The sequence below is a fragment of the Nonomuraea sp. NEAU-A123 genome, assembly GCF_018603905.1.
Lineage (GTDB): Bacteria > Actinomycetota > Actinomycetes > Streptosporangiales > Streptosporangiaceae > Nonomuraea.
In genome coordinates, this window is record NZ_JAHFZZ010000003.1 from 792,694 (window position 1) to 805,229 (window position 12,536).

Annotated in this window: 9 protein-coding genes; 3 read left to right on the top strand and 6 right to left on the bottom strand. The window is 70.4% G+C overall.

The window, feature by feature from the left end:
- Positions 1-10 precede the first annotated feature (10 nt).
- Both KLK06_RS12140 and KLK06_RS12145 read left to right on the top strand, forming a co-directional pair.
- Positions 11-3,295 carry a lantibiotic dehydratase gene (locus KLK06_RS12140; protein WP_214635447.1) on the top strand — a complete coding sequence of 1,095 codons (3,285 nt, stop codon included), beginning with the start codon at positions 11-13 and terminating at the stop codon, positions 3,293-3,295.
- 39 nt (positions 3,296-3,334) lie between these two features.
- Positions 3,335-4,129, top strand: a complete 795-nt coding sequence (locus KLK06_RS12145) for a Stf0 family sulfotransferase (protein ID WP_214635448.1) — start codon at positions 3,335-3,337, stop codon at positions 4,127-4,129.
- Here KLK06_RS12145 and KLK06_RS12150 read toward each other — a convergent pair.
- The 6 genes from KLK06_RS12150 to KLK06_RS12175 are packed head-to-tail and all read right to left on the bottom strand — an operon-like array spanning position 4,110 to position 10,780.
- Entirely contained in the window at positions 4,110-4,757 is a 648-nt protein-coding gene (locus tag KLK06_RS12150; protein WP_214635449.1) for a DUF5825 family protein, read from the bottom strand. The two genes, KLK06_RS12145 and KLK06_RS12150, sit on opposite strands and share 20 nt — an antisense overlap.
- On the bottom strand, positions 4,754-6,688 hold the full coding sequence (locus KLK06_RS12155) for a RiPP maturation radical SAM C-methyltransferase (RefSeq protein ID WP_214635450.1): 1,935 nt from the start codon (positions 6,686-6,688) through the stop codon (positions 4,754-4,756). The genes KLK06_RS12150 and KLK06_RS12155 overlap by 4 nt, the downstream gene beginning before the upstream one ends.
- Before the next feature lie 33 nt (positions 6,689-6,721).
- On the bottom strand, positions 6,722-7,477 hold the full coding sequence (locus KLK06_RS12160) for a hypothetical protein (RefSeq protein WP_214635451.1): 756 nt from the start codon (positions 7,475-7,477) through the stop codon (positions 6,722-6,724).
- Positions 7,474-8,520 carry a DUF692 family multinuclear iron-containing protein gene (locus tag KLK06_RS12165; RefSeq protein ID WP_214635452.1) on the bottom strand — a complete coding sequence of 349 codons (1,047 nt, stop codon included), beginning with the start codon at positions 8,518-8,520 and terminating at the stop codon, positions 7,474-7,476. The genes KLK06_RS12160 and KLK06_RS12165 overlap by 4 nt, the downstream gene beginning before the upstream one ends.
- Positions 8,517-10,598, bottom strand: a complete 2,082-nt coding sequence (locus KLK06_RS62270) for a radical SAM protein (RefSeq protein WP_214635453.1) — start codon at positions 10,596-10,598, stop codon at positions 8,517-8,519. The genes KLK06_RS12165 and KLK06_RS62270 overlap by 4 nt, the downstream gene beginning before the upstream one ends.
- A gap of 23 nt (positions 10,599-10,621) precedes the next feature.
- Entirely contained in the window at positions 10,622-10,780 is a 159-nt protein-coding gene (locus KLK06_RS12175) for a hypothetical protein (RefSeq protein WP_214635454.1), read from the bottom strand.
- 433 nt (positions 10,781-11,213) lie between these two features.
- Here KLK06_RS12175 and KLK06_RS12180 point away from each other — a divergent pair, with 433 nt between their 5' ends.
- Entirely contained in the window at positions 11,214-11,402 is a 189-nt protein-coding gene (locus tag KLK06_RS12180) for a hypothetical protein (RefSeq protein ID WP_214635455.1), read from the top strand.
- Positions 11,403-12,536: the final 1,134 nt, after the last annotated feature.

Consider the following 12,536-nt stretch of genomic DNA (forward strand, 5'->3'; position numbering starts at 1 on the left):
AGGCATCAGGGTGAATGCGCAGCGTTCGCAGCCGTACCGGCACCTTGACGCGGCACTGATCCGCGCCACCGCGCACCCGGGCGAACCGGATCTCCCCCCATGGCCCGAACAGGACGGCGAGGCCGGCGCCGAACGGTGGCGCGAGTGGCTCGCCCAGGTCTGGGCGCGAGATTCCGTGGCGGCGGCCGTCTCCATGGCCAGCCCTGCCCTGGCGTCCCAGATCGAGGCAGTGTGCACAGGCCGCCGCCCCCGCGCCGGCCGCCTCCGGCGCATGGCGCTGTCACTGGCCCGGTACCTGGTACGGATGCGCGCCCGCGCCACGCCTTTCGGGACATTCGCCGGCGTGACCCCACTCCGTTTCAACACAACACAGACAGGCCGGACCGCCGTCCCGCACCCTGGCGCGACGTTGGCGAGCGACGTTCCGCACACTGGCGCGGCGCTGATGGGCTGGACCGGCGTCCCGCGAACGAGGACGACGGCGGACGGTGTGTGGCTGGCTGCGGTGATCGCCCGGCTGGAATCGGGCCCGGAGCTGCGGCGTCGCCTGCCTGTTGTGGTGAACGATCTCGCGTTCGTACGCGGGGAGCGGCTGGTGGTGCCCTGGCAGCCGCACGCCGGCGACCCGGCTCGCAGCGAGCTGTCGGAGGTGTCGGTGCGGCACGGCCCGGCAGTCCGGACGGTCATGGACCTGGCCCAGGGGCCCATTCAGATCGGGGAGTTGATCGACGGGCTGGCCGCCGCGTTCCCCGGTGCCAGGGTTCCGGCGATCGAGGTGATGGTCGCGGAGCTGGTCACGTGCGGGGCGCTGATCACCAGCCTGCGTCCCCCCTCGACCAGCCCCGACGGGCTCGCGTATGTACTGGACCGGCTGGGAGACGTGGCGGCGGACGCGTTCGGTGAGGTCACCCCGCTGGTCCGGGAGCTGCGCGCGATCCACGAGGGGCTGCGAGCGGCCGACCACGCGACCGGCGAGGCCGCCGTGCGGGCCAGGCGAGCGGTCGCCGATCGGATGCGAGCCGCGCTGCCGGTCGAGGTCGTCCAGCCACTCAAGGTGGACCTGCGACTGGACGGCACCGTGGTACTGCCGCCGGAGGTGGCGGCCGAGGCCGAGTCCGCCGCCGGGGCGCTCCTGAGGCTGACGCCGCATCCGGCAGGGCACCCGGCCTGGCGGGAGTACCACGTCAGGTTCCTGGACCGGTACGGAGCCGGCGCTGTCGTCCCGGTCGAGCAGCTCGTCGACGACACGGCGGGGCTCGGGTTCCCCGCGCACTACGGGGAGCCACGGCAGCCGGCCGAGCCCCTGTCGCGCAGGGATCAGCGGCTGCTGGCGCTGGCGCAGCAGGCGGCCCTGGACGGTGCGCGGGAGATCGTACTGGACGACGCCACGATCGAGAGCCTGGCCGCGGACGGTATGGACGACGCCGCGATCGAGAACCGCGCGCGACCGCTCCCGTACATGGAACTGGTGGCCGAGGTGTGCGCATCCACCGCCGGCGCGCTGGCCACCGGCGCCTTCAGCATGACGGTGCTCGCCGTCGACGGCACGGCGGCCTGCCTGAGCGGCCGGTTCGTCGACATGCTGCCGGATGGGGATCGGCGGCGGATGGCCGGTTTGTACGATCGGCTGCCGGTTTCGGTGGACGGTGCCGTGCCGGTGCAGTTGTCGTTCCCGGCCCGGAACGCCCGTACCCAGGAAGTCGCCCGCACCCCACTCCTGCTGCCGGAGCTGATCACTTTGGCCGAGCACCGCGCCGACTCGCCCGGGCGGATCCCCTGGCGGGATCTGGCGGTCACCGCGGACAACGACCGGATGTACCTGCTGTCGCGGTCCCGGCGGCAGGTGGTGGAGCCGGTGCTGACCAGTGCGGTCGCCCGGCGGGCCATGCCGCCGATCGCGCGCCTGCTGTTCGAGATCCCGCGTGCTCGGGGCGCCGTGGTGTCGCCGTTCTCCTGGGGAGCGGCGGCGTGCCTGCCGTTCCTGCCGCGGGTCCGCTACGGCCGCAGCGTGCTCGCTCCCGCGCGGTGGCGCATCCCCGCTGAAGCCCTGCCCGGGCCGGACACCGCGTGGCCGGATTGGGCGCGGGCCATGACAGACCTGCGTGCCCGCCTGCGGCTGCCCACCACTGTGTCCGTGGGTACGGAGGACCGCCGCCTGCGGCTGGATCTGGACGAGCCCATGAGCCTGGCGCTGCTGCGCGCCCACCTGGACGGCGCCGGTGAGGCCGCCGTCGTGTCGGAGGCGGCGGGACCCGCCGACCACGGCTGGTTCGGCCGCCGCGCGCACGAGATCGTCATCTCACTGGCCGCCACCACGCAGGCCGCCCGCGCACCCGCCGCCGTGACCGTACCGGGGCCGCTGTCGCTGGTCAGGCGTGAGGACGGGATCCTGCCGGGAGCGCTGCACCTGGTCGGGTGCGAGGACGGGGTCCTGCCGGGGGCGCGCGTTCTGTTCGCCAAGCTGTACGGGCATCCCGGCGTGGTCGACACGATCCTCACCAAGCACCTGCCCGAGCTGCTGGAGACCTGGGACGAGCCGCCGATGTGGTGGTTCGTGCGCTACCGCGACCCTCGCCCGCACCTGCGGTTGCGCCTGCATCTCGCCGGCCGCCACGACTACGGTCCGGCCGCCGCCCGGGTCGGGGCGTGGGCCGCCGACCTGCGCGGCCGTGGCCTCGTCGGGGACCTGGTCCTGGACACGTACCACCCGGAGACCGCACGGTACGGATCGGGAGAGGTGCTGGCCGCCGCGGAGGCCGCCTTCGCTGCTGACTCCGCCGCCGTGGTCGCCCAGCTCGCGGCCCTGTCCGCGGCTCGCCAGGTACACCCGCACGCGCTCACCGCCGCGAGCCTGGTCGATCTCACGGCCGCCCTGGCGAAAGACCAGGCAGCGGGGGCGCGCTGGCAGATCGAGCATCCCCCGAGCGGGCCCGCTCCCGCGAACGACCGCGCGGTCGTCCGCCAGGCGGTCGGCTTGGCGGACCTGAGTGAGGACCGGGCGGCGTTACGGGCCATCCAAGGCGGCCCGCGGATCGTCGCCGCATGGCAGGACCGGCGGCGAGCCATGGCCGCCTATATGGACCGGCTCGCCGCCGACGCCCCACACCTGAGCGAATCAGCGGTGGTGGAGTCCTTCATGCACATGCACCACTTACGGGCGCTCGGGATCGACCGCGACGTCGAACGCAGGTGCCGCAAGCTGGCCCGCGCCATCGCGCTGTCCTTCGCCGCTCGCCACGATGCCGCCCCCTACGACGGCGCACCGGGCGACGCCGCACCGGGCGACGACGCCTGACGGGTTCTGTCTGATCGCCTGGTGCGGTGGTAGGTATGGATGGTGGCGCCTTTCTTTCGGACCAACAGCCGCGAATTCGACTTTCCGCCGTTCGCCGGGCTGCCGCCGATTCGCTACGTCCTGGCCGCGGCACCACGATCCGGCAGCAATATGCTCGTCCGCACGCTCTGGCACACCGGGCGGGCCGGTTTCGCCGACGGATATCTCACGGACACCCACGTCCTCGACTACTTCGAGCGCTGGGGATTCGACACCGCCGATCCGGCCGGCTTGGTGAAAGGCTATATCGCCAAATTAATGACCTGCCGGACCAGCCCGAACGGAGTTTTCGGCATCAAGGTACACGGCGAGCACCTACAGGGACTCGAAGTCGACCTGGACGAACTCCTCATGTCGCCCCGCTACATCTGGCTGCGGCGCAGGGACCGGCTCCGGCAGGCCATCTCGTACGTCCTGGCGAGACAGACCGGCATCTGGATCGTGGACGGAATCTATCTGTCCACCAGCCGGGCACTCTCCGAGCCCCAGTATGACTACGCCGAGATCCGCCGCCACCTGCAACACCTCGACGGCGAGACGAGGGTATGGCAGCAGTATTTCGACCGCCACGAACTCGTCCCGCACATCATCTTCTACGAGGACATGCTCGCCGACTATCCGGAAACCGTCCTCGGCTGCCTGCGATACCTGGGCGTCGACCCGCCCGACTCCCTGCCGGAACCCGGTATCAAACGCCAGTCGGGCGAGATCACCGAACGGTGGCTGGACATGTTCGAGCGGGACAGCGCCCGGTACGGCGACGGCGCGGCAATCGTCAAGGAATCGTTGAGCTGAGCGGCCAGCGCCTTATCCGGTACGGCGTCCACCACACGAACCCGCCCACCTGATGCAGCAGGTCCGCCCGCAGGTAGCGCTCCGTCACCGCCGGCGAGAGGGTCGTCGCCCGCACGCCGCGCAGCAGCGGCGCGATCGCCTCCTCGCGGTGCGGATTGCGAATGACCAGGCGCTTGAACGAGCCCGTCCGGCGGTCGCGGATCTCGATGAAGCCGGGACCGAGCCGGTAGCCGCACTTCGCGATGTGGAAGGAGTCCCGCCACTCGGCCGCGATGCCGTCCCCGGCGGAGCCCGCGTACACGGCCGCCGGCGGGTGGAGGTGGCTGAGCGGCCGCCAGCCCGCCGGATCGGCCGGCATGCGGACGGTCCAGTCGACCGCGATGCCGTGGCTGGTCAGCTCACGGATGACGGTGAGAGCGGCCACCGCCGCGGCGCCGTCCGCGTCGTCCAGGTCGACCGTGTCGTCCAGTTGGGCGAGCTGGACGCCGTCTTCGGCCACCCGCGACACGGTCGCGACGGGGTCACCGGTGACGTCCACGCGGCCCGCGTACATGCCCGGGACCCGCATGGCCGCCGGGTCGCGGTCCTTCCACAGCGTCAGTGGGACGCACGCCAGTGGCTCGCTCATCGCGGCATCCCTACTGGAACCGCCATGGCCGCGAGCGCCGGTACGAGCGGCTCGCCGCGGCTGAGATTCTCGCCGTCGAGCCGCATCAGGTCCTGGTTGGCGACGGCCGGCGCGACGTGGACCGCCTGACCCGCGTCACAGAAGATCAGCCCGAGCGCGCGCCAGCGGGCGAGCAGCGCGTCGATCAGGTCCTCGGTCACGCCGTCGTGCCGGGCCGCGGCTTTGCGCGTGAGCCCCGCCGGGCTGTGCGGCGTGTCGAGCAGGCGGAACACCGTCACCTCCAGCGGTTCGGTGAGGTCGAGCAGGTGCCAGGAGAAGCCCGGCCGGGTGTCGACGAGGACGATGTGGTCGCCCAGGTCGCAGTGGGTCAGGCGGCTCCGCGAGTAGGCGTCCTTCCAGTCGGCGACGGCCCCGCGCAGGCGGTCGAGGCAGCCCGCGTCGATGCCGCGGCGCGGCGAGTCGAAGACGTAGACGAGGTCGGCGAGCTCGGATTCGGGCAGGTCGTAGATGTGCCGGTACTGCGCGGCCGGATGGAGCTCACCGAAACCCAGCTCGGGCCGGTCGAAGTACGGGCTGAAGCGCTCGACCTTGATCCGGGTGGCGTTCGACGGCGGCATCAGGTGATGCAGGGCGGGCACCTGGTCGATCACGCTGTCGTAGTCGGCCTCGGACTCGCCAGGGAAGCCGTAGAGGTAGTTCCAGTTCAGGTTGATGCCGACGGTCTCCGAGTCGCGCAGCAGCCGGACGTTCAGGCAGCCGCTCACGCCCTTGTCCATCAAGGTGAGCACCCGGCTGCTGAGGTTCTCCACCCCCGGCTGCACGTAGTCGATCCCGGCCGCGCGCAGGGTCTCCAACTGGTCCCGGCGCAGGTTCGACTTGATCTCGTAGCCGATCCGCAGGTCGTAGCCGGATTCCTGGAGGCGCGGGGCCATCGAGGACAGGTAGGTCATGTCGAGGATGTTGTCGGTCACCCACACGTCGAGGACCCGATGCCGTTCGACGAGGGTGAGGATCTCGTCGACGAACCGGCCGGGGTCCTTGCTGCGGAACTGCATGAGCGAGCCGTTCAGCCCGCAGAACGTACAGTGGTGCTTCTCGCCCCACCAGCAGCCGCGCGAGCCCTCCACGGTGAGCCGCGGTTCCACCCAGGTGCCCGCGACGGACCTCGCGTGCTGGTCGAAGTAGTCCCCGAAGTCGGGCGGGACCAGCGCTTCCGGCGGCAGCGGCCGGGCTTCCACCGGGTTCGTGACGGACTCGCCGTGCGGCCCGCGCCAGCACAGACCGGCGATCCCGCTGACATCCCCGCCGGCTCCGCTGCCGGCGCGGATCGCGCTTAGCAGTTGCGGGAAGACCAGCTCGCCCTCGCCGCGCACGATGAAATCGACGTACGGGAAGTTCCGGTGCATCGCCGCGCCCTGCGGTCCTTCGCAGTTCGGGCCGCCGAATACCGTGACGGCGTCCGGCGCCCGCTTCTTGACCTCGCGGGCCGCCGCGAGGGCTGCGGCGTTCTGGGCGAAGGTGGCGGTGAACCCGACCACGTCCGGCTTCATGGCCGTGATCCGGTCGGCGGTCTCCTCGATGAACAGCGGCGCGAGCTCGTGGAGTTCCGTCGCCTTGGCGAGCATCCGCTCCGGCACGCTGCCGCCGAGGAACTCGGCGTACTCCGCCACCTTCCACCGGGGCCGTTCGTTCAGCGCCGCCGAGAAGATCCACTCGCTGTGGCCGGAGAAGTAGGAGCTCACGAAGGTGTCGTACTCCTCGAACGTGAAACCGACATGGGCGTGCACCCAGTCGATGTAGTCGAGGTTGGCGTGTATGACATCGACGTCGTCATCGGGGAACACGTCGAGGACCCGGCGCTTGAGCACGCCGAGCGAGAGCGACGGTGCGTCGATCGACGACCACGGCATGTCCACCAACACGATGTGCATGGGTCTTGCCCCTCATCTTCAGGTCGTACCGGGTCACCACAGGCCACGCCGGGACAGCGCGCGCCGCGCCGCGTCGCTCTCGGCCGTCGGGATGGCCGCGAACGCCGCGGCCACGCGCTCGGACACCACGCCGCGGGTGACGCCGGCGGGCGTGGCGAAGTACGCGTACGGTACGGCGCCGTCGCCCGCCGCGGCCTCGCCCCAGGAAGCGAGGGCGGCCGGCGCGTACCGGCGGAGGGCGGCATGACCGCGATCCGTCTCGACGATCCCCTCGCTCTCGATGACGAACGACAGCGGCTGCTCGCAGGCCAGCGCCGTGAACAGGGCGATCATCAGCTCGTGGTCCACGGTCTCCCGCAGGATCGCGGCGACGGGCCGCGGCTCGGCCAGATCGCGCAGGAACGACGCGAACGCCTCCTCCACCGACACCCCGACCCCCGAGTACGGAATCAGCCGGAACCTGGCGAAACACGGCGACCCGAGGAAGCCGTCGAGCAACTCCGCCTCGCCGACGCCGACCGCCGCGAACAGCGACACGCTGCGCGGGAACGTGGAGGCGAGGCTGCCGCCGGTGCCGAGCCGCCAGATGTTCGAGCGGAACCGGCGCGCCGCGGCGTCGAGCTCGTCGAGGTCGATCGTCTCCAGGCACTCCAGCTCACCGGCGTCCACGGCCACAGCCGCGGCGCCTTCGGTGGCGAGGCGCTCCCGCAGCCGTCCGTCGAGCAGCAGCCGCATGATCAGGTCGGCGAGCTGCTCACCGTCGAGGGACCGCACGACCGGGGTGCTCACCGCGCCGCCCCGTCCTGCCGCGCTGCCACGTCCTGCCCTGCTGTCCCGTCCCGCCACGCGGCGACCAGCGTCTTCAGCCGGCCGTAGTTTCGCCGCGACTTCTCGACAAGCCGACCGTCGTCGCGGAACATCGGGTCCTCATAGGTCACGCCAAGCAGGTTCGGACAGCGCGGCAGCAGGTACTCGGTGAGTTCGAGCTGCTCGTCCAGCAGGACTCCGTGGTGCAGGTCGCGGAACTTGCCCTTCACGATCTGACAGCCGGACAGGTGCAGCTCACGGCAGCGCCCGAGCGGCAGCGCCTCGATGTCGTCGACCATGTGGCGGCCGGTACGCCCGCGCAGCCACTGGTAGCTGAGCAGGTGACCCACATCGAGAGTCACCTGTACGTCGGCGTCGTCGGCCAGCCGGGTGAAGTACGCGAACGCATCGAGGTGCCCCAGAACGAACGACCCGCCTTCGGTGAAGCCGGGGAATTCGACGTGCAGCGGCAGCTCCAGGAGGCCGGCCGTCTCGGCCACGTTCCGCGTGGCGATCTCCAGGCCCGGTTCGGTCAGCGGCGGCGGCAGCGGGTACGGCAGCGGGCAGCCGCGGAGGTTCCAGATGCCGAGGTCCTCGACCACCCAGCGGAACCCGTAGCGGGCCGCGAGCTCGTTGGTGTACTCGGCCGCGGGCCGCCGGTCGTAGGGCTCGGGCGTGCCCATGTTGAACTCGGTCTGGTGGAAGGCCCGGTCGAGCCCGGCGGGCAGCGCCTCGAAGAAGCGATCGTAGGCGCGTACGTAGTCGGCCACCCGGGGGGTCGCGCGTGAGCGTGGCTGGTAGGCGAAGGCCGCGTACGCGAAGTCGGCGCCGTGGCGCTCGGCGAAGGCGCGTACCCGTGGCGTGATGTCCCCGCCGTCGTCCGTCTCCACGAACCCGACACCTCGCCGCCCCAGCGCCCCTCCGCCCCACGGCATGTCCATGAGCAGCCCGAACCCCAGCCTGGCCGCGCCGGCCCTGCCCGCCGCGACCGCCTGCCTGGTCCCTGTCGTGATGTCGGTCGTCATGTCGGCCTCCTGACGGCTTCGCCACCTGCGACGGCAGGCGCCTCCCAACGCACCGCGCCCGTCTGGTCCGTGCCCGCCGTCACCTCGACCAGGCTGGCCAGCAACCGGCGCCCGTGGGCGGTGCGCGCCTCGAGCAGGCCGTCGGCGCGCTGCTCGACGTCACGCCGCGGCAGCGCGTAGAACCGCTCCCAGACCAGGTCGGCAAGCACGATCCGACCGTCCCCGCCAGCGTCCTTCGTCCCGTTCGCCGCGGCGCCGGTGTCTCGGCCCTTCGCGTCCGGGAACCCGGCCACGTCGACGCGCGCCGGCACGGTCCGTACCCACGGATACGGCTTGACGGCGCGGACCGCAGCCACCCGCGACCCGGCACTGGACGCGGTCCGCCGCGGCAGGATCGCAGTCGCCTTACCGGGCCGGACCGTGTGAAAGACCCGCACCAGACGGTCGAGCGCCTGCGCCCGGGTCGGCCCGTCGAGCACGGTCAGCGGATGGCCGACCCGCCCGGAAAGGTAGCTGAGCTCGGGATTGCCGGCGAGCGCACCGGAGGTGTCCAGGGAGAGGCCGAAGCCGTCCGGATCCCGCGCGAGCCTGCTGCCGGGCTCGGACACCATGAGTTCCAGCGCGTCGATGCCGATCCGCTCCTGGTTCGCCGCGAGGAACCGCAGGGACTCCTCGAACTCGGCGTCCGTCTCGTCGAAGACGTACCCCATCACGGAGAACCGCAGGACGATGCCCACTGACGCGACGTTCTCCACGATCCGCTGGTAGTCGGCCGCCCGCACCCCCCTGTCCATCAGATCGAGCAACCGCTGGGAGGTCCCCTCGTAGCCCACCGACATCAGCTCGCAGCCGACCTCGGCGAGGCTCCGGCAGAACGCCGGATCGGCCAGGGTCGCGTCCAGCCTGCTCCGTACGCCGAACCCCACCTTGACGCCGCGGTCGCGCACCTCGCGCATCGCCTTCACGATCAGCCGCAGGTTGGTGTTCTCATCGGAGATCGACACGAACTCCGCGCCCGTGTCGCGGACCACCGCCTGTACGGCGTCGGCGATCTGGCGCACCGTACCCTGCTGGTAGGCGCCCGGCGCGAGAGACCTGTTGCCGTACGAGCAGAACGCGCATCGACCCCAGTAGCAGCCGACGCACGAGATGATCGCGACCTCCATGGTCTCGTTGAGGTAGGACCGGACCGGCAGCCCGGAGAAGTCGGGCGGCCCGAGGTCGTGGAAGCGCAGCGTGACCGGCTGCTCGGACCGGCGCGCGGGGGCGGCGCGGGGCAGCCAGATCATGCCGGGGACCGCGTCCTCCGGGGCGTTGCCGTCCAGCGCGTCCAGCCAGCGTTCGAGCGGCTGCTCGCCGGCGGTCCAGCACAGCGCGTCCACCGCGGCCCGGACGCCGGGCAGCCGCGCGAGCTCCTCATGCCGGATCATCACCTGCTGGCCGCCGAGGCAGATCTTGGCGTCCGGACGCAGCCGCCTGACCCAGGCGGCGATGAGCAGCGCGGGCGCGAGCTGGCTGAAGAACGCCACGGACAGGCCGACCACGCGCGGACGATGCCGGACCAGCAGCGCCTCGACCATGCCGTACAGCCGCTCGATCGGCATCCCCGACGCGGCGGGCGGCAGCAGAGCGGCCTGCTGCGCCGCACCGTCGAGCTGGGCCAGATCCCGCCATGTCCGGACGAGGAAGGTGTCGCGTACGAGCAGCTCGATCGCGTGGTGGGCGAGGCGGACCGCACGGGCCGGGCCCAGTTCGCCTGGCGGTTCCTTCCGCAGGACGTGGGCCCGGAGCTCGTCTACGTATCCGGCGACGACGTCGGCCATCGCCCGTCGGTACCAGGCGCCCGCCCCGCTGTCCGGCTGGTCACGCACCACGTCGCCCAGCAGCTCCGGATGCCCCAGCAGGTCGTGCAGCAGGGCGATGTTCAGATCGGCCTGGTGGACGCGCCGCCCTCGCCGCCGTAGATGACCGCTGAGATAGGGCAGGCTCAGATAGGGAAAGAACCTGGCTTCGGTCTGCGGCGGAAAAATGAGCAGGACGTCGACACCCTCGCCGCCTGCCTCCTGCCCAAACGGCACGATCTGCCCGGCCGGCAGTCTCGTCAGGCCCTGGCAGGCAGGTCGCCGGTGTCCTCCGCCGCCTTGTAGGTGTAGGAGTGGTACGACCCGCTGAGCTTGAGTTCGCTGGATTCGATCACCTCAAGCTGGTCCAGCTCAGTGAATTCGTCGTCGATGAGCATTTCGGGTTTCACCGCGGCCACGGTTCCTCCTCGTGGGAATCTGCCGACAGTCATGGGCTTAACCTGTCCAACGATAGCCAAGTGATTCTTCGCGTCAATAGCCACCGAAAACGGGAGCAGCGGAACCGGCGCAAATTACCTTTCCGGCCGACCTCAACAGTTCAATCCGCCGGGCTTTTCCGATAAATCGCGCAAAACGATTCCCCTTAAAGGGCGTCTGAATGGCGCAATAAGGACTGCTATAAACAACCGGCCGCGGCGGAGCTCACTCCTGGCCCCTGAGCGCAGGAGGCCCGTCCCCTGGACGAGTTGACTGCTCCAAGGCGGCCACAGCGGTCGGCAGGGCGAGGTCAGCAGGCGGGCGAGGTGGGCAACCGCCCAGGAAGGTCGGCCTACCTGGACGGGCCCACATCCGCGACATTCTGACCATGACCACGGCGAAGGAGGAGAGATTGTGGAACAGCCCGGACGTGGGCAGTCTGGCGGACTACCGGCCGGGCCGGCCGCCGCCGGCCAGTGGGCGGACCTCGAAAACGACGCCAAGACCACCACACTGACCGCGCGCCCGAAGGTGTACGACCTCAAGATGGAGCAAACCGTCCGGCCCTGCTGCTGGCCGACGAGCCGACTATCCACGATCTAGACATCCACGACGTGACCAAGGGACAAAGCCGCAGGCTAACGAGCTCCGGTCCAGGTAGCCGTGGACTTGTTCAAGGTCGCCTGGCCAGGTGCCTGCTGGGGTGGCTGCTGTAGATCACGCACGGTCGGCGCGTTCGGCCCTATCTGCGTGCCCGGCCATGGCCATGGCCGGGGATGGGGAACAGGGACCGGCTTTGGAAGAGGGGGGTAGACCGGGGGGTGCCAGCCCGGCCGGGGGTACGGGTAGACGTACGGGGGGCCTACGGGGTAGCCGCCCCCGACACGGACGCATTCATACTGCGGGCAGGGCAGAGTGAAGCACTGCTTGGGCCGGTACACGCAGACGTAGCCGGGTGGACACAGTACTTCGCTGCAGCCGGTCGGCGAGCACGCGGCTCGGAGAGCCGAAGCCGCGGCCGACGGTGCTGACGCCATCGCCGATTCGGCCGGTGTAAGACGGGTCGCGTCAGCCGACGCGGCCAACGCAGAAAATGGCAGCCCCGCCAAAGCCGCCGTGATGACGAACGTGATTCGGATCATGATGAATCCCTGAACCCTTCTTGGTTCCCCGATGAACCCCGCACTGAATCCGCCGGCCATTCCGTGGATTCGCGGATATCTCGTGATAGGCCGGTCGACCTACCGAGATCGTCGCATTCGACGACCCCCAGTCCATCGGTGGCAACGGCATTATCGAGGCCAGGAAACAGTAAAGATGGTGGCTATCCGAAGAGGGCCCTAAGGTCACCGAGTGTCCGCCCACTGCTCGGCGCCAGTCATCAGAAGTGTGGATATTCCTGGCGGAATTGCACCTGAGTTAGTGCGGCGGCCAGGTTCTCTTGCCCAAGACAGAGGGGACGCCCGACGGCACTGGACACATATTCGGTGCTGGGTGACTCGATGAGCAAGCCGAAGGGGCCGGGCACCTTCGCAGCGCCCGGGGCACCATCGTCCTGCAAGCCGTTGACCGCTTGGCGGCCTGCCGTACAGGTGGGTCGCCTGTACTTGCTCCTCGGCACGCTGGACCGCGCCGTGCTTCAAGCGGCGTAGGTCACGCGCCATCGCCCGGAGGACGGCACCGGGAAGCTTCGCTTCGGTGGCTGTACCGGAGTGGAAGCCGTGCCATTCCGGGGCG

Excerpts from the sequence above, each read along its gene's own strand:
- KLK06_RS12145 (WP_214635448.1), top strand. The coding sequence starts at position 3,335 with ATGGTGGCGCCTTTCTTTCGGACCAACAGCCGCGAATTCGACTTTCCG.
- KLK06_RS12150 (WP_214635449.1), bottom strand. The coding sequence starts at position 4,757 with ATGAGCGAGCCACTGGCGTGCGTCCCACTGACGCTGTGGAAGGACCGC.
- KLK06_RS12155 (WP_214635450.1), bottom strand. The coding sequence starts at position 6,688 with ATGCACATCGTGTTGGTGGACATGCCGTGGTCGTCGATCGACGCACCG.
- KLK06_RS12165 (WP_214635452.1), bottom strand. The coding sequence starts at position 8,520 with ATGACGACCGACATCACGACAGGGACCAGGCAGGCGGTCGCGGCGGGC.